Below are 17,192 nucleotides of genomic sequence, written 5' to 3' on the forward strand. Positions count from 1 at the left end.
AAAACGGTCTTTTATGTCAATGCAGCAACAGATCCAAGAAAAAATAAGCAACGCTATTGCGTGTAAACATTTAAACGTAATTAACGAAAGCCATATGCACAGTGCGGGCACTGAATCACACTTTAAAGTAATAGTGGTTAGCGAAGGTTTTACAGGTAAACGTTTATTGCAGCGCCATCGTGAAATTAATGAAATTCTAAAAGATGAATTAGCAAATCATATTCATGCACTCGCAATTCATACATATACACCCGATGAGTATACAGAGCAGGGCGGCGAGGCACCTGATTCACCTAATTGTATGGGCGGCTCTAAATTAGCTTAAATAATTAATAGCGATTTGATTGTTACACTTGTGGTTAACTGATCAGATCAGTGTTTTTAGTATTAGCCTTTAAACTAGCGCTAATTTTTATTGTAAAAGATATAGGATGATCAATGGTCATTAAGCCTAAAATTCGTGGATTTATCTGCACAAACGCACATCCAGCTGGTTGTGCAGAGCATGTTCAAGAACAAATTAACTATGTAAAACAACAAGGCGCATTAAAAAATGCACCAAAAAATGTATTAGTTATTGGCGCATCAACAGGCTACGGCTTGGCTTCGCGCATTACAGCTGCGTTTGGTGGTGGTGCTAAAACATTAGGTATTTTCTTTGAAAAAGAAGGTACAGATCGCAAAATAGGTTCTGCTGGTTGGTACAATACCGCTGCTTTTCAAGATGCAGCAGACGAGGCAGGCCTTTGGTCTAAAAATATTAATGGCGATGCGTTTTCTAACGAAATTAAACAAAAAGCAATCGACACTATTAAAGCAGATTTGGGCAAAGTAGATTGTATTATTTACAGCTTAGCGTCTCCTCGTCGTACAGACCCAAATACGGGCGAAGTTTACTCATCTACGCTTAAGCCAATTGGAAATGCCGTTACTACTAAAAACTTAAATACATCAAAGCGTGAAATTGATGAAATTACTGTTGAAGCTGCAAACCAAGACGATATCGACAACACCATTAAAGTAATGGGCGGTGAAGATTGGGAAATGTGGATTGACGCATTAAAAGAAGCGGATGTATTAGCCGATAACTTTAAAACGACTGCGTACACTTATATTGGTAAAGAGCTAACATGGCCAATATACGGACACGCTACTATTGGTAAGGCTAAAGAAGATCTAGACCGTGCAACCGCTGCTATTAAAGAATCAACAAAAGATTTAAATGGTGAGGCATATGTTTCATCACTTAATGCTGTGGTAACGCAAGCAAGTTCTGCTATTCCTATTATGCCGTTATATATCTCTGCTTTATTTAAAGTTATGAAAGCAGATGGCACATACGAAGGCACTATTGAGCAAATTCACGCATTATTTAGTGAAAACTTGTATGGTGAATCACCTCGCTTTGACGATGGTGGACATTTATTCCAAAACTATAAAGAGCTAGAAGACGACGTGCAAGCTCGCGTGCAAGCTGTTTGGGATAAAGTAGATACGAGCAGCATTGATGAGCTAACAGATTATGTTGGTTACCATAATGAGTTTTTACGCTTATTTGGTTTTGGTATAGATAGTGTTGACTACGATCAAGATGTAGATTCAGTTAAGCCAATTGCCAATATGATTGATTAACAGAACTTAGGGCCTGTTTATCTTTCGAGGTTAAATTTGCAGCAGTCTGTTTGGTATTTAGGCAAGGCAGAGCCTATGTAGTGTGGTTATTCCCCATAAATGGGCGATAACGTGGAATAAATGCCAAACATGCGCTGCCCAAAGGGTTCTGCCTAGGGGCTATTTACTCTTTGTTGCTCGGTTTTTACTTAGCCCACTAGGTTACAAACCTCACGCCGCGATTAAATAGCCCCTAGATTGAACAAATTTTAATCCTGAAAGGTCAACAGGCCCTAGTTATAAAAAGCCGCAATCGCGGCTTTTTTTGTATTATGCGATTTGTTGAATTTACGATGAAATTAGGAATGATAATTGCTTAGGCTACCACTTTGGTCTAGCTTGATTTTTATTTAATTCACTTAACAAAACTAAATAAGTGTTTCTGTCGTATAATTTTCATAAATACACTCGCATAGTCATCTAAAATGATGTTAAAATCTCGACAATATGTGATGAGTTTTACTACGTTGCTTGTTTGATATCTCCAGCAAGCTACTCTTTTGTACCTTGATATAACTTGGAATAACTCAAATGGCGACGTGGTTGATACGATTTTTCAGTTTCTTTCCTTTAATGTAATGCAAGTGCGTATGATCAACATAAAAAAAGGTCTGGATTTACCCTTAGAGGGCGCGCCACAGCAAGTTATACATGACGGTTCTGCTGTCAAACGTGTAGCTGTGCTTGGCGAAGAGTTTATCGGTATGCGTCCAACCATGCATGTTCGTGTGGATGACCAAGTCAAAAAAGGCCAGGTACTTTTTGAAGATAAAAAGAACCCAGGCGTCCTATTTACTGCTCCAGCTTCTGGTACAGTAAAAGAAATAAATCGTGGTGCTAAACGTGTGCTGCAATCTGTTGTTATTGAAGTAGCAGGCAGTGAGCAAATCACCTTTGACTCTTTCAAAGCAGACGAGCTTCCGAGCTTAGAGCGCGAAAAAGCCAAAGAAGTACTTATCCAGTCTGGTCAGTGGACAGCACTTCGTGTTCGCCCATTCAGCAAAGTAGCGGCTGTGGATGCAAATCCTAGTTCTATTTTTGTGACCGCAATCGACACAAACCCATTAGCTGCAGATCCTGCAGTAATTATTGCAGAAAATGCGCAAGCATTTGAAGCGGGTCTTGCCGTTGTTTCGCGTTTGACTGATGGCAAAGTATTTGTGTGTAAAAAAGCAGGCAGCCAAGTTCCTAGCTCATCTATAGCTCAAGTAGAAGTACATGAGTTTGGTGGTGTGCATCCGGCTGGCCTCGTTGGCACTCATATCCATCATCTTGATGCAGTTTCTGTTAGCAAACAAGTTTGGCATATTGGTTACCAAGACGTTATTGCGTATGGTCACTTATTCCTTACTGGTGAAATTTACACAAATCGTGTTATTTCGCTTGCAGGTCCTCGCGTTAAAAACCCACGTTTAGTGAAAACACAATTAGGTGCTTCATTGGATGATTTAGTGGCTGGTGAGTTAGAAGACGGAGATAACCGCGTTATTTCTGGTTCTGTTCTATCGGGTTCTATTTCAAACGGTGTTCATGCATTCTTAGGTCGTTACCACGTTCAAGTATCTGTTTTGCTTGAAGGTCGCGAAAAAGAATTGTTTGGCTGGATTGCACCAGGTAGTGATAAATTCTCTGTAACGCGTACATTCCTTTCTCACCTTGCACCAAGTCGTTTATTTAAAATGACAACGTCAACAGGTGGTTCAAAACGTGCCATGGTACCAATTGGTAGCTACGAGCGCGTAATGCCGTTAGATATTTTGCCTACTTTATTATTACGTGACTTAATTGCACGTGATTTAGACAGTGCAATTTCATTGGGCGCGCTTGAACTTGATGAAGAAGATTTAGCGTTATGTACCTTCGTTTGTCCAGGCAAATACGAGTATGGTTCTATCCTACGCGATTGCTTAACTACGATCGAGAAGGAAGGCTAGAGAGATGGGTTTAAAAAAATATCTAGAAGATATCGAGCCGAATTTTGAAGCCGGTGGTAAATATGAAAAGTTTTATGCACTGTATGAAGCAGCTGCAACTATTTTTTATACACCAGGCTACGTAAATAAAGGCGCGACACACGTACGCGATAACATCGACCTAAAACGTATGATGATTTTAGTGTGGATGGCGACGTTCCCAGCTATGTTTTTTGGTATGTTCAATATCGGTCATCAGGCCGCTGGTGCTTTAGCACAAGGTTTTGAACTAGCAAACACGTGGCAAGTTGGTTTGTTCCAGTTATTCGGTGGTGAGTTAACCGCTGATGCAGGCTGGGGCGCTAAGATGTTCTATGGAGCATGTTTCTTCTTACCTATCTACGCTGTAACATTTGCAGTAGGTGGTTTCTGGGAAGTTATATTTGCTTCAGTGCGTAAGCATGAAATTAACGAAGGTTTCTTCGTTACTTCTGTATTATTCGCACTTATTTTGCCAGCAACTATTCCTTTATGGCAAGTTGCGTTAGGTATTACGTTTGGTGTAGTAATCGCTAAAGAAATCTTTGGTGGTACTGGCCGTAACTTCTTAAACCCTGCTTTAGCCGGTCGTGCATTTTTATTCTTTGCATACCCAGCTCAAATCTCAGGTGACACAGTATGGACAGCAGTAGATTCTTTCTCTGGTGCAACTATGCTAGGCCAAGCATTTGCTGGCACACTTGACTTTGCAAACATGGAATTATGGTGGAATGCGTTTTATGGTTTCATTCAAGGTTCTGTAGGTGAAACATCTACACTTGCATTATTAGTAGGTGGTTTGTTCTTAATTTACGTTCGTATCGCTTCTTGGCGCATCGTACTAGGTGTATTCCTAGGTATGGTAGCAACTGCATTTTTATTAAATGCTGTTGGCTCAGAAACTAATCCTGTATTTGCAATGCCTTGGTATTGGCATTTCGTACTTGGTGGCTTTGCGTTTGGTATGTTCTTTATGGCTACTGACCCTGTATCAGCTGCATTTACTGACAAAGGTAAATTAGCATATGGTCTATTAATTGGCTTTATGGTGGTTATGATACGTGTTGTGAATCCTGCTTTCCCAGAAGGCATGATGCTAGCAATCTTATTTGCTAACTTGTTCGCTCCACTGTTCGATCACTTTGTAGTGCAGGCTAATATTAAGCGGAGGTTGGCACGTAATGTCTAGTAATAACGAATCAATCGGCAAAACGTTATCAGTTGTTGTAGCACTATGTTTAGTGTGTGCAATCATTGTATCGTTTGCTTCTGTACAGCTTCGTCCTTTACAGCAAGCTAATAAAAACAAAGATATTCAAAGCAATATCTTAGCTGCTGCGGGCATCGACAAAGTTGAAAATGTTCTTGAAACATTTGATGCAAAAATCGAAGCGCGCGTTGTAAACATGACTACAGGTGAGTTTGTAGATACAGACCCAACAATCTTTGACTTTGAAAAAAGCAAATATGATGCAGCGCTAAGTGTTTCTCTTCAAGAGAAAGGCGTTAAAGATATTGCTGGTATTCAACGTGTGACTAAAGAGTCACCGGTGTATATCTCTAAAAAAGAAGATGGCTCAGTTGATGCAATCATTCTTCCTATCCAAGGCTACGGCTTATGGGGCTTAATGTACGGTTTTATCTCGCTTGAAAGCGATGGTGAAACAGTTAAGGGCATTATCTTTTACAAGCATAATGAAACCCCAGGTCTTGGTGGCGAAATCCAAAATCCACAGTGGACTGCTACATGGGAAGGTAAAGAACTTCCAATTCAAATTGTTAAAGGTACTGCGGGCAATGATGAGCATAAGATCGATGGTCTTTCAGGTGCTACATTAACGTCTAACGGTGTTGATCATGCAGTTGACTTTTGGACTGGCGAAAATGGCTTTGGCCCTTTCCTTGCGAAAGTACGTAAAGGAGCATTGAAATAATGGCTGATACTAAAGAAATGAAGGCGGTCCTATTTGGTCCGGTTTTAGCTAACAACCCAATCGCACTACAAGTACTTGGTATTTGTTCTGCGCTAGCGGTAACGTCTAGCTTAAAAAATGCGTTAATCATGTCAATTGCATTGACACTTGTAACTGCGTTTTCGAGCTTCTTTATCTCGCTTATTCGTAACCAGATCCCATCATCTGTACGTATCATCGTACAAATGACCATTATCGCATCATTGGTAATCGTTGTTGACCAAGTATTACAGGCATTTTCTTATGCTACTGCAAAAGAGCTTTCTGTATTCGTTGGTCTAATCATTACTAACTGTATCGTAATGGGTCGTGCTGAAGCATACGCGATGAAGTCGCCACCACTTATGTCATTCCTTGACGGTATTGGTAACGGCTTAGGTTACTCTGTAGTACTACTTACTGTTGGTTTCATTCGTGAGCTATTTGGTAAGGGTTCACTATTCGGTGTTGATATTATCCCATTAGTACAAGATGGCGGTTGGTATCAGCCTATGGGTCTATTGATCTTACCACCGAGTGCATTCTTCATCATTGGTTTATTCATATGGGTACTGCGTACTTATAAGAAAGACCAAGTAGAAGCTAAAGCGTAAGGGGCAAATAGTGGAACATTATATTAGTTTATTTGTAAAAGCCGTTTTTATTGAGAACTTAGCGTTGTCATTCTTCTTAGGCATGTGTACTTTTTTAGCGGTATCTAAAAAAGTTACTACATCAATTGGTCTAGGCATAGCGGTTATAGTTGTATTGGGTATTTCTGTACCTGTAAACAACTTGGTTTATCATGCGGTACTTGCACCTGGTTCACTAACTTGGTTAGGTTACCCAGATGCAGATCTTAGCTTTTTACGTTTCTTAACTTTCATTGGTGTTATTGCAGCACTTGTGCAAATTCTTGAAATGGCATTAGATAAGTTTTTCCCTGCACTATACAACGCGTTAGGTATCTTCTTACCACTTATCACAGTTAACTGTGCAATATTTGGTGCGGTATCATTCATGGTTGAGCGTAACTATAACTTCGGCGAGTCTGTTGTTTATGGTATTGGCGCTGGTGTTGGTTGGGCACTTGCAATTACATTACTTGCAGGTATCCGTGAGAAACTGAAATACTCAGACGTACCTGACGGCTTACGTGGTTTAGGTATTACCTTCATCACTGTTGGTTTAATGGGACTTGGCTTTATGTCATTCTCTGGTATTTCACTGTAAAGGTAGCGAGGATAAATCATGGATTATCAGATTTTCTTAGGCGTTGGTGTTTTTATCGCTATCGTTGTACTACTGGTTTTAGTCATCATTGGTGCTAAATCTCAGTTAGTTGCAAGTGGCGATATTATCATCGGCATTAATGGCGACCCAGATAAAGCCATTAAAACATCAGCAGGTAGTAAGCTTTTAGGCGCACTATCTGAGTCAGGTATATTTGTATCATCTGCTTGTGGTGGCGGTGGCTCTTGTGGTCAGTGTCGTGTACACATTAAAGAAGGTGGTGGTGATATTCTGCCAACTGAGCTTGATCACATATCTAAAGGTGAAGCCCGTGAAGGCTGTCGTTTAGCGTGTCAGGTAAATGTTAAAAATGACATGGAAATTGAACTTGAAGAGTCAATTTTCGGTGTTAAGAAGTGGGATTGTGAAGTTATCTCTAATGATAACAAAGCAACGTTCATCAAAGAACTTAAGCTGCAAATTCCAGATGGCGAGTCAGTGCCGTTTCGTGCGGGTGGTTACATCCAAATCGAAGCTCCACCTCACCATGTTAAATATGCAGATTTCGATGTTCCTGAAGAGTATCGTGGCGACTGGAACCATTTTGGTTTCTTCGATCTGGAGTCAAAAGTAGACGAAGAAACAATTCGTGCTTACTCAATGGCTAACTACCCAGAGGAAGAAGGCATCATTATGCTTAACGTGCGTATTGCTGCTCCACCTCCAAGAAACCTTAGCTTGCCATGTGGTAAAATGTCTTCGTACATTTGGTCACTTAAAGAAGGCGACAAGGTAACTATTTCGGGTCCATTTGGTGAGTTCTTTGCTAAAGACACTGACGCAGAAATGGTATTTGTTGGTGGTGGCGCTGGTATGGCGCCAATGCGTTCTCATATCTTTGACCAACTTAAACGTTTGAACTCTAAACGTAAGATGAGCTTTTGGTATGGTGCACGTTCTGAGCGTGAAATGTTCTACGTAGAAGATTTTGACGGCCTAGCCGCTGAAAATCCTAACTTCGTATGGCATACAGCACTTTCAGATCCACAGCCTGAAGATAACTGGGAAGGCTATACTGGCTTTATCCATAACGTGTTATTTGAGAACTATCTTAAAGATCACGAAGCGCCTGAAGATTGTGAGTACTACATGTGTGGTCCTCCAATGATGAATGCGGCAGTTATTACTATGCTTAAAGATTTAGGTGTTGAAGACGAAAATATCTTATTAGATGACTTCGGTGGCTAACACTAATACCAAAACAGTTTAGTTTTGGTTAAAATACCAGCCTTGTAGCACTTGTGTTACGAGGCTTTTTTTATTCTTTAATTTTATCAATCTATTAAGTAGAGCTGTCATGAATCGAGTAAGTACTTCACAGGGCATAATGGCCTTTTTACTAATTACACTGACTTTATTATTGTCTGGGTGTGATGAAAAGCCAGAGTTAAAAGAAACCTTTTTAGAAGGTAAGACTATGGGTACCACTTATCATATTAAATATTATGATGAGCAAGCCCAGCTATCGGCTTCACAACTACAGCTGCAAATAGACGCTGTTTTAAAAGATGTGAACCAATCTATGTCTACTTACATAGAAGACTCTGAAATAAATACATTTAACAGATTACCTGCAAATCAAGTCATGCCAATTAGCGAAGATTTTAGGGTTGTTATAAGCGAGTCTATTCGCTTAGGTGAATCGACTAAAACACTCGACGTAACAATGGGGCCTTTAATTGATTTATGGGGTTTTGGGCCTGATAAAAAACCAACTAATCGCCCAAGTGATGAAGAGCTTGCAAGTATGGTTGAAAAAATAGGCATTGATAAACTTATCTTAAATGAGCAAGGACTAGCTAAAACAGTTAATGGACTGGAGCTTTCTTTTTCGGCAACAGCTAAGGGCTATGGTATTGATAAAGTTGCCCAGTTATTAGAAAGCCACGACATTACTAATTACATGGTTGAGATTGGTGGTGAGCTGCGTATAGCGGGTGAAAAGCCAAATAATCAGGATTGGAAAATTGCGATTGAGCAACCAGATGCGCAACCTGGAGAGCGTAAGGTACACCGTGTTTTATCGCCAGGTACAAGTGGTATAGCGACATCGGGTGATTACCGTATTTTTTATAAAATGGATGGCGAGATCTATACCCACTTAATTGATCCAGCAACAGGTATGCCTATTAAGCACGACTTAGTGTCGGTAACTGTGCTTCATCCAAGCGCTATGACGGCAGATGGTTTAGCGACGGCACTTACTGTAATGGGGATGCAAAAAGCGCAAGCTTATGCTGAACAACATGATTTACCGGTTTATTTAATAGGTAAATCAAAAGAGGGTTTAGTTACCTACTCAAGCCCAGCATTTAAGCCTTATTTATAGTATGGTGCTGACTTGTTTATTTCCGTGTTATTTGGGTATATAATAGCAATCGCTCAAAAATATTTGAGTTTAATTTATTGCTGATCAATAGGGGCTAAGCAATGTCACTTTTTCTTCTTACTTTTGGCTTACTAATTTTGATAGTTTCGGCTATGGCCGTTGGTATGATCGTGCAAAAAAAATCTATGGCAAGCAGCTGTGGTGGTTTAGGTTCGGTAGGTATTGATAAAGCCTGTGATTGCGATGATCCATGTGATAAACGCAAAAACCGTTTAGCAAAAGAGCAAGCCTGGAAAGAAAACCAAATTATTTAAGCCTGTCTTAAATATTAAAAAGCGCTTTATAGCGCTTTTTTTGTACCTGTAAAACGCCTTCGTATCATAGCTTCCAAAGTAATCCAATCTAAATGTATTAGACAAAGGTATATAGTTTAGTTTTTTTCACCTATTAGGTTTATTTTTCTCGTTTGTCAAATTGGAGCTAACACTCTAAAGTTTAACCATAGACAAAGAGCAAGGCTTTTGTCATAAGCTTGAGGCATAAGTTAGCCTCGCTTAAAAGAATCTTTATATTGTGTGTGAAGATGTTGTCAGTGTGAAAGGCAACTCAAGTTCGGTGGATTCACTTCCATAAAGAACGAGTTTGAGTTGTTTTTATTTCCCTACAATTGCCACGTAATGTAAACCAAGAATCTTTATATTGTGTGTGAAGATGTTGTCAGTGTGAAAGGCAACTCAAATTCGGTGGTGACTGCATTTGAGTTGTTTTTATTTCCCTACAATGCCACGTAATGTATACCAAGAATCTTTATATTGTGTGTGAAGATGTTGTCAGTGTGAAAGGCAACTCAAATTCGGTGGTGACTGCATTTGAGTTGTTTTTATTTCCCTACAATTGCCACGTAATGTAAACCAAAAATCTTTATATTGTGTGTGAAGATGTTGTCAGTGTGAAAGGCAACTCAAGTTCGGTGGTGACTTAGCTTGAGTTGTTTTTATTCCCTACAATTGCCATGCAGTGTAAACCAAAAATCTTTATATTGTGTGTGAAGATGTTGTCAGTGTGAAAGGCGGCTCAAGTTCGGTGGTGACTGAATTTGGGCTGTTTTTATTTGTGCCATACAATTATTACTCCCTCCTAAAAACCTATAATCCTATTAAATATTTCTCTTTAAATCGTTTTTTATTTTAGCTAACCGAATGTTTTTTATCGTGTTATTTTTTATTAACAAAATAGCTTCGAAAGCTTAACTCAAATTAATTGATTTTTAGTTGAACAGAAAATTCTCTTTGTTATACTCACGTTCGAACTTTCAGTAAGTTTTGAAAGTTTGGTTGATACGGATCAATTTTCGCTAGGTAAATATGTGCTAGCTCGATTTGATTGTATTTAGCACCTGGTTTTAAGGTTTACAACAGCAATGTTTTTTAAATTTTTCCATTGCAAACTGTATTACTCTAATTTTGTTATAGTCATTTTAGTAGGTTAATGTCTTTGAACACACTTTCTTTGCATCATACAGCTACGGAACTTGCCTCTGGCGAGCCGCAGACGTGTGAACGCTTGAATAAAGCAGGCAAGGGCGTGTGTGTAGCTATAACTTTATTAGTGTTTAATACTGTAATGTTGCTAAGCGGTGCACTAGAGGATGCCTTCAAGCTTGAAGCGCTATTAAGTGATGGGTTTATTGTAGAGCCACTGTTACTTAACCTTGCGCAATTTTTAGCTCATCCGATCATATCAAGTCAGTTACTTATTGGCCTTTGTTGGTTATTGTTCCATATTTGTCCAGCACGTCGTGCTGGCATAATCCTCCGTAAAGCAGCCTTTGTTTTTAGCGAGGCTAAAGTTCTTCAGCCTGTGATCTCTTCACATGGTTGTCGTGCTCCACCTAGCTTTACAGGTTGCCTGTAACGCTGCATCTTGTTGCTGGTTTTAATTATTTGTTCTTGCTGTAAATAATTAAGGTTAGCTAAAACAAAGTAGCTCCGTGTTTTTTAAACACATTTCAGCCAACCACCACTCACCCAAGTTAATTTTTATTACGTTATATAAATGCGTTTAGAAAGCTGGGTTTGTTGCTAGGTCATTAATGGCATGAGCTTTAGGTTTTGAATAGCCCCCTTATTTTTATAATTTAATTCTAGTTAACTTGGGTTTTTATTGAAAAATCGTTGCTTTGGTTTTTATTTTAAGCAGCAAATTGAAACTCTAGGTTTGTAGGATACTCCCTTGTTAATTCGTAACCTCTGTAATATTGCTTTAGCTAGTACAGTGCTGGCGTTGTCAGGCTGTAAAGGCGGGATACTCGATCCAAAAGGGCAGATAGGCATTGATGAGAAAAATTTAATCATCATCGCAACCGTGCTTATGTTGCTTGTAGTCGTTCCCGTTATTGTGATGACTTTGTATTTCGCTTGGAAATATAGAGACACTCAAAACCAAGAAATTTATGCTCCAAAATGGGCTCATTCAAATAAAATTGAAGCCGTTGTTTGGGCTGTTCCTATTGTTATTGTAATCATTTTAGGTGTTATTACCTGGCAGTCTACCCAAGACTTAGACCCCTATAAACCCATTGAAGGTAAAGGTGAACACCTTACTGTTGAAGTGGTTTCATTAAACTGGAAATGGCTATTTATATATCCTGAGCAAGGTATTGCTACGGTTAATGAATTAGTGTTCCCAGCAAATGTACCTGTTGAATATAAAATCACCTCAGAGAGCACAATGAATTCATTTTTTATTCCGCAATTGGGTAGTCAAATATACTCAATGGCTGGGATGGAAACCAAGCTTCACTTAATTGCAAATGAGCCAGGTACGTTTAAAGGCTTTTCAGCAAATTACAGCGGCGCAGGTTTCACTGGCATGAAATTTAATGCCATTGCTACACCTACTCAAGCAGACTTTGATAAGTGGGTGAGTGATGTGAAAGCGAATTCAAGCGCTAATAACCTGACTCATGCAAATTATGTTGAGCTTGCAAAAGCAAGTGAAAATAACCCAGTAGCATATTACGGAAAAGTTGATGACGGCTTATTTCATACCATTGTTATGAAGTATATGCAGGCGCATGGCGATATGAACAAAAAACACCATGCAATGGGCGAACATGGGCAAATGAGTAAAAAGCATCATGAAATGAGCGAGCACTCAATGCCTTCATCTCACAGCCAAGGCGAGGAATAATAATGTCGTTATTAGGTAATCTTTCACTCGACGCAATTCCGTTTCATGAGCCAATTCTTGTGTTCACGATGTCGGTTATTGCGATAGCTGGGCTTATTATTGCCGGGCTTATTACAAAGTATAAAAAATGGGGCGTGCTTTGGCGCGACTGGATCACGTCTGTTGATCACAAACGCTTAGGCGTAATGTATATTCTTTTAGCACTAATAATGCTGTTTCGTGGTTTTTCTGATGCAATAATGATGCGTGCGCAGTTGGCACTTGCTACCAGTGGTGCGCCAGGTTATTTACCACCAGAACACTACGACCAAATATTTACTGCCCACGGCGTAATCATGATCATCTTTATGGCAATGCCATTTATGATTGGTCTAATGAACATCGTATTACCACTTCAAATTGGTGCTCGCGATGTTGCTTTTCCATTTTTAAATAATTTAAGTTTTTGGTTTACAGCCAGTGGTGCAATTTTAATTAACTTATCACTTGTGTTTGGTGAGTTTGCAAAAACAGGTTGGGTGGCATATCCGCCGCTTTCGGAGCTGACCTTCAGCCCTGGGGTGGGGGTCGATTATTATATTTGGGCCTTGCAAATATCCGGGCTAGGTACACTGCTAACAGCCGTAAACTTTTTAGCAACCGTGTTTAAAATGCGTGCACCAGGTATGACCCTAATGAAAATGCCAATTTTCACATGGGCATGTACATGGGCAAACATCTTAATTGCAGCATCATTCCCAATTTTAACTGCTGTACTTGCAATGCTAACGCTTGACCGTTATCTCGACTTCCACTTCTTTACCAATGAATTGGGCGGTAACGCCATGATGTACATCAACCTGTTTTGGGCATGGGGTCATCCTGAGGTATACATATTAGTATTACCAGCGTTTGGTATTTTTTCTGAAATTATTTCGACCTTTGCCGGTAAACGTTTGTTTGGTTACAAATCGATGGTTTATGCCAGCGGTGCAATCTCAATTTTAGGCTTTATTGTTTGGTTACATCACTTCTTTACTATGGGCTCAAGTGCTAACGTTAACGCGTTCTTTGGGGTAATGACTATGGTTATTGCCGTACCAACTGGGGTTAAGTTGTTTAACTGGTTATTTACTATTTACCGAGGTCGTTTACGTATTAGTGTACCGGTACTTTGGACTCTTGGCTTTATGGTTACCTTTACCGTAGGCGGTATGACCGGTGTATTACTTGCCATTCCTGGCGCCGATTATGTACTGCATAACAGCTTATTCTTAATAGCACATTTCCATAACACAATTATTGGTGGTGCTGTGTTTGGTTACCTGGCCGGTTTTGTATTTTGGTTCCCTAAAGCAATGGGCTTTAAACTTAATGAAAAATGGGGCAAAGCATCATTTTGGTGTTGGATTATTGGTTTCTTCGTAGCATTTATGCCGCTGTACGTACTTGGTTTCTTAGGTATGACACGTCGCTTAAACCACACTAACAACCCAGATTGGAACATGTGGTTATACATTGCCGCAGGCGGTGCTGTAATTATTATGTTTGGTATTATCAGCCAGGTAATTCAATTATATGTGAGCTTTAGAGACCGTGAAGCGCTTGACGATACAACAGGCGATCCGTGGAACGGCCACACACTTGAGTGGGCAACAAGTTCACCTCCGCAAATTTATAACTTTGCAACAATTCCACATATCGATGATATTGATGCATGGACCGATATGAAAGAAAAAGGTCAAGCATATCAAGATAAAGCAAACTATAGCCCTATTCATATGCCTAAAAACACATCAGCTGGCGTGTTAATGGCAGCAAGTTTAACAGTATTTTGTTTTGCAATGATTTGGCATATTTGGTGGTTAGCTGTTGTTGGACTAGTAGGCGGAATTGCCATATTTATCAAACGTTGTTACACCAGCGATGTTGATTACTATATACAACCTGATGAAATTGCACGCATTGAAGCTGCATATAATTCAAGTGGCGTTAAGGAGTTAAAAGCGTGAGTACACTTTCTGCAAATTTAGACTCTGTATCACACGATGATCATGCCCACGCGCATGATCACCACGATACTTCGGGTGATACCGTATTTGGTTTTTGGTTATACCTAATGACCGATTGCCTACTGTTTGCCTCGTTTTTTGCCACTTACGCTGTATTATTTATGAACACAGCCGGTGGCGTATCGGGTAAAGATATTTTTGAACTCGACTTTGTAGCAGTAGAAACTGCAGCACTACTGATTAGTAGTATTACTTTTGGTTTTGCCATGATTGCCGCTCAAGGGCAAAAAAAGGCACTAACACTGACTTGGTTATTTGTTACGTTTTGTTTAGGTGCTGTGTTTATTGGTATGGAAGTATACGAATTTCATCACCTAATTGTGCATGGCAATGGTCCACAACAAAGTGCCTTTTTAACATCGTTTTTCTCATTAGTTGGCTTACATGGTTTACATGTAACAGCGGGTCTAATTTGGATGACCATAATGATGATTGAAGTTGCTAAACGCGGCTTAGGTAAAGCAACCGTAACGCGTTTAAGCTGCTTAAGCCTATTTTGGCACTTCTTAGACATTGTTTGGATTTGTGTATTTACCGTTGTTTATTTAATGGGAGCAATGTAATGAGCCACAGCGAAACGCATGCGTTAAAGCAAACGCAAAGTGATCATCATGATGAATCTCATGGCAGTGTTAAAACTTACTTAATTGGCTTTGTGCTATCGGTAATTTTAACTGCTATACCGTTTTACATGGTAATGGAAGGTGACTTCTCAAAAGCAACAACGCTTTGGAGCATTGTTACTTTAGCAATCGTACAAATTTGGGTGCATTTAAAATACTTTTTACACCTTAATTTTACCACCGAAGATGGCCGTGCAAGTACTTTCTCATTCCTATTCAGTGCTCTGATCATCGTAATGGTTGTTGGGTTATCTGTTTGGATCATTTATGAATCTAACGCAATGATGATGTACTAGGAGTTGAAGATGTTTCGTCGTTATTTATCAGTGACAAAGCCGGGTATTATTATGGGCAATTTGATCAGCGTAGCGGGCGGGTTTTTACTTGCTTCGCGCGGTGATATAGACCCATGGTTAATGATTGCCACATTAATTGGTTTGTCGCTAGTGGTTGCATCAGGTTGCGCTATCAATAATGTTATAGATAGAGACATAGATGTGGCCATGGCGCGTACTCGTACGCGGGTTACAGTAACGGGCGAAATGTCGGCCTTTGCTGCACTTAGTCACGGTATTTTATTGGGTGTTGTGGGCTTTGGTTTACTTATCGCCTACACCACTCAAGCCGCGGTATTTTTTGCAGCCTTTGGCTACGTAATTTATGTAGGGGTTTATAGCCTCTACATGAAACGCAACTCAGTATATGGCACTTTTGTAGGCAGCCTTTCTGGCGCTGTACCGCCAGTAGTAGGTTACTGCGCCGTAACAGGGCAGTTCGATATGGGCGCATTAATACTGCTAGTCATGTTTAGCTTGTGGCAAATGCCGCACTCTTACGCTATTGCTATTTTTCGCTTTAAAGATTATCAAGCTGCAGGTATTCCTGTATTACCAGTAGCGCAAGGTATTGATAAAGCAAAGCGCCATATCGTACTTTATATTGCTGTATACGCATTAGTGGTGATGTTACTGCCAATTACTGGCTACACAGGAGCTGCTTTTATGGCTGTGGCGTGTATTACCAGCTTTTGGTGGTTGCTAATGGCGCTACGTGGTTATCGTCGTAATATTGATATGAGTAGCTGGGCACGTAAAGTGTTCGCATTTTCAATTATTAATATTACAGCGTTAAGCATTGCTATGGCTGTTGATTACCATAGCGTTGCTCCACAGCTATTAACGCTTACCTAATTTAAAAATTTTTAACTATTCCAAAGTTAATCCAAAGGCTCGAAAGGGCCTTTTTTTATGCCTAAATATTAAAATAATTGAACATCAGTACTCTCGCCCTTTTACTTTCTAAAATCATCAACATTGTAATAAAGTGGTTTAAGCGTGCCGCAATTAATAAACTTATAGGTAAGCTCATTTTCAGCTGGGACACGTTTTGAGGTACGAAGCTTTTGCATACATGCATTAACTAAATCGACAAAAATAAGATGGTTATAGCTCGGCGCTTGTTGAATTTTATGAATATAAATACGCTCAGTACCGCCTAGATTAATCATGTCGTAATCTTGCCATTGCGATGATTCACTTAAATCTTTTAGCTCTCTGGCATACAGTTGCTTACTAAGCTCAAGCTCTTTTTTTGAGTAAATTAAACTGCCACCTTCTCTATAATCACCCTCATAAATATCAGCAATAATTGTAATTTCTTCACCACGCATTAAATGCTGAATATTAAACGCTTGTGGCTTAACCGTTATTAGTTCCGCATTTCTAACAAAATTTAAGAGTGCGACATCGGGATTCCCTATTTTATAAACAACTTGCACATCATTGGGTAAATTATATGTGGGTAAATTCATTGCAATAATAGACGAGCCTTGATTAACCAAAGCCATAGGGTGCTCAGCATTGTAAGCGGGGTCTACCGGTGGTAGTTCTGCTTTTTCTTCTTCAGCTGCGGCAAAGCCATTTAAAGTGATTAGTAATAAAGTAAGTAGTAGGCGCATTATAATCTCAATTAATTTATGAGCTTAAATTGTAGTATAAAAATATATATTACATTGAGTTAATTACACTTAATACTTAACTGCAAAGAATTGTATAAAAGGCTCAAATGAGCCTTTTATACAATTTCAAGGTAATCTCAAAGCGACATTAAAATAATGGCGACTAAATAAG

Annotated in this window: 17 protein-coding genes; 16 read left to right on the plus strand and 1 reads right to left on the minus strand. The window is 39.5% G+C overall.

Annotation, left to right across the window (positions count from 1 at the left end; all coding sequences use genetic code 11):
- Nucleotides 1-13: 13 nt before the first annotated feature.
- The 16 genes from H5115_RS05925 (at nt 14) to cyoE (ending at nt 16,253) form a co-directional block, all read left to right on the plus strand.
- A complete protein-coding gene (locus H5115_RS05925; RefSeq protein WP_024596564.1) occupies nt 14-325 on the plus strand; it encodes a BolA family transcriptional regulator in 312 nt (103 codons plus the stop codon).
- A gap of 113 nt (nt 326-438) precedes the next feature.
- Nucleotides 439-1,632 (plus strand): enoyl-ACP reductase FabV, encoded by a 1,194-nt coding sequence (fabV, locus tag H5115_RS05930; protein WP_182754198.1) that lies wholly within the window; start codon nt 439-441, stop codon nt 1,630-1,632.
- Between the two features lie 629 nt (nt 1,633-2,261).
- The gene (locus H5115_RS05935; protein WP_024596562.1) at nt 2,262-3,605 is read left to right on the plus strand and encodes a Na(+)-translocating NADH-quinone reductase subunit A; all 1,344 of its coding nucleotides are present in this window, start codon (nt 2,262-2,264) and stop codon (nt 3,603-3,605) included.
- Between the two features lie 4 nt (nt 3,606-3,609).
- The gene (locus tag H5115_RS05940; RefSeq protein ID WP_002958899.1) at nt 3,610-4,812 is read left to right on the plus strand and encodes an NADH:ubiquinone reductase (Na(+)-transporting) subunit B; all 1,203 of its coding nucleotides are present in this window, start codon (nt 3,610-3,612) and stop codon (nt 4,810-4,812) included.
- Nucleotides 4,805-5,557 carry a Na(+)-translocating NADH-quinone reductase subunit C gene (locus tag H5115_RS05945; protein ID WP_002958898.1) on the plus strand — a complete coding sequence of 251 codons (753 nt, stop codon included), beginning with the start codon at nt 4,805-4,807 and terminating at the stop codon, nt 5,555-5,557. The genes H5115_RS05940 and H5115_RS05945 overlap by 8 nt, the downstream gene beginning before the upstream one ends.
- A complete protein-coding gene (locus tag H5115_RS05950; protein WP_002958897.1) occupies nt 5,557-6,189 on the plus strand; it encodes an NADH:ubiquinone reductase (Na(+)-transporting) subunit D in 633 nt (210 codons plus the stop codon). The genes H5115_RS05945 and H5115_RS05950 overlap by 1 nt, the downstream gene beginning before the upstream one ends.
- Nucleotides 6,190-6,199: 10 nt before the next feature.
- On the plus strand, nt 6,200-6,808 hold the full coding sequence (nqrE, locus tag H5115_RS05955) for an NADH:ubiquinone reductase (Na(+)-transporting) subunit E (protein WP_002958896.1): 609 nt from the start codon (nt 6,200-6,202) through the stop codon (nt 6,806-6,808).
- 18 nt (nt 6,809-6,826) lie between these two features.
- Nucleotides 6,827-8,056 carry an NADH:ubiquinone reductase (Na(+)-transporting) subunit F gene (gene nqrF, locus H5115_RS05960; RefSeq protein WP_002958895.1) on the plus strand — a complete coding sequence of 410 codons (1,230 nt, stop codon included), beginning with the start codon at nt 6,827-6,829 and terminating at the stop codon, nt 8,054-8,056.
- A 109-nt stretch (nt 8,057-8,165) separates the two neighbouring features.
- Nucleotides 8,166-9,197, plus strand: a complete 1,032-nt coding sequence (locus H5115_RS05965; protein WP_182754201.1) for an FAD:protein FMN transferase — start codon at nt 8,166-8,168, stop codon at nt 9,195-9,197.
- A 101-nt stretch (nt 9,198-9,298) separates the two neighbouring features.
- Nucleotides 9,299-9,511: a (Na+)-NQR maturation NqrM gene (gene nqrM, locus H5115_RS05970; RefSeq protein WP_007376137.1), complete on the plus strand. Its 213-nt coding sequence runs from the start codon at nt 9,299-9,301 to the stop codon at nt 9,509-9,511.
- Nucleotides 9,512-10,691: 1,180 nt separating this feature from the next.
- Nucleotides 10,692-11,111, plus strand: coding sequence for a hypothetical protein (locus H5115_RS05975; protein WP_182754382.1), 420 nt, complete (start codon nt 10,692-10,694; stop codon nt 11,109-11,111).
- Between the two features lie 318 nt (nt 11,112-11,429).
- Nucleotides 11,430-12,389, plus strand: a complete 960-nt coding sequence (cyoA, locus tag H5115_RS05980) for a ubiquinol oxidase subunit II (protein WP_039486806.1) — start codon at nt 11,430-11,432, stop codon at nt 12,387-12,389.
- A 2-nt stretch (nt 12,390-12,391) separates the two neighbouring features.
- On the plus strand, nt 12,392-14,380 hold the full coding sequence (cyoB, locus tag H5115_RS05985) for a cytochrome o ubiquinol oxidase subunit I (RefSeq protein ID WP_024596558.1): 1,989 nt from the start codon (nt 12,392-12,394) through the stop codon (nt 14,378-14,380).
- The gene (gene cyoC / locus H5115_RS05990; RefSeq protein WP_002958100.1) at nt 14,377-15,003 is read left to right on the plus strand and encodes a cytochrome o ubiquinol oxidase subunit III; all 627 of its coding nucleotides are present in this window, start codon (nt 14,377-14,379) and stop codon (nt 15,001-15,003) included. Before cyoB ends, cyoC begins: the two co-directional genes overlap by 4 nt.
- Nucleotides 15,003-15,359: a cytochrome o ubiquinol oxidase subunit IV gene (gene cyoD / locus H5115_RS05995; RefSeq protein ID WP_002958101.1), complete on the plus strand. Its 357-nt coding sequence runs from the start codon at nt 15,003-15,005 to the stop codon at nt 15,357-15,359. Before cyoC ends, cyoD begins: the two co-directional genes overlap by 1 nt.
- 9 nt (nt 15,360-15,368) lie before the next feature.
- On the plus strand, nt 15,369-16,253 hold the full coding sequence (gene cyoE / locus H5115_RS06000; protein WP_002958102.1) for a heme o synthase: 885 nt from the start codon (nt 15,369-15,371) through the stop codon (nt 16,251-16,253).
- 101 nt (nt 16,254-16,354) lie between these two features.
- Here cyoE and H5115_RS06005 read toward each other — a convergent pair whose 3' ends face one another.
- On the minus strand, nt 16,355-17,020 hold the full coding sequence (locus H5115_RS06005; RefSeq protein WP_182754204.1) for a hypothetical protein: 666 nt from the start codon (nt 17,018-17,020) through the stop codon (nt 16,355-16,357).
- Between the last annotated feature and the right edge of the window lie 172 nt (nt 17,021-17,192).

The sequence above is a fragment of the Pseudoalteromonas sp. SR44-2 genome (assembly GCF_014163745.1).
Lineage (GTDB): Bacteria > Pseudomonadota > Gammaproteobacteria > Enterobacterales > Alteromonadaceae > Pseudoalteromonas > Pseudoalteromonas distincta.

Coding starts and splice junctions, on each gene's coding strand:
- H5115_RS05925 (WP_024596564.1), top strand. CDS start 14: ATGTCAATGCAGCAACAGATCCAAGAAAAAATAAGCAACGCTATTGCG.
- fabV (WP_182754198.1), top strand. CDS start 439: ATGGTCATTAAGCCTAAAATTCGTGGATTTATCTGCACAAACGCACAT.
- H5115_RS05935 (WP_024596562.1), top strand. CDS start 2,262: ATGATCAACATAAAAAAAGGTCTGGATTTACCCTTAGAGGGCGCGCCA.
- H5115_RS05940 (WP_002958899.1), top strand. CDS start 3,610: ATGGGTTTAAAAAAATATCTAGAAGATATCGAGCCGAATTTTGAAGCC.
- H5115_RS05945 (WP_002958898.1), top strand. CDS start 4,805: ATGTCTAGTAATAACGAATCAATCGGCAAAACGTTATCAGTTGTTGTA.
- H5115_RS05950 (WP_002958897.1), top strand. CDS start 5,557: ATGGCTGATACTAAAGAAATGAAGGCGGTCCTATTTGGTCCGGTTTTA.
- nqrF (WP_002958895.1), top strand. CDS start 6,827: ATGGATTATCAGATTTTCTTAGGCGTTGGTGTTTTTATCGCTATCGTT.
- H5115_RS05965 (WP_182754201.1), top strand. CDS start 8,166: ATGAATCGAGTAAGTACTTCACAGGGCATAATGGCCTTTTTACTAATT.
- nqrM (WP_007376137.1), top strand. CDS start 9,299: ATGTCACTTTTTCTTCTTACTTTTGGCTTACTAATTTTGATAGTTTCG.
- cyoB (WP_024596558.1), top strand. CDS start 12,392: ATGTCGTTATTAGGTAATCTTTCACTCGACGCAATTCCGTTTCATGAG.
- cyoD (WP_002958101.1), top strand. CDS start 15,003: ATGAGCCACAGCGAAACGCATGCGTTAAAGCAAACGCAAAGTGATCAT.
- cyoE (WP_002958102.1), top strand. CDS start 15,369: ATGTTTCGTCGTTATTTATCAGTGACAAAGCCGGGTATTATTATGGGC.
- H5115_RS06005 (WP_182754204.1), bottom strand. CDS start 17,020: ATGCGCCTACTACTTACTTTATTACTAATCACTTTAAATGGCTTTGCC.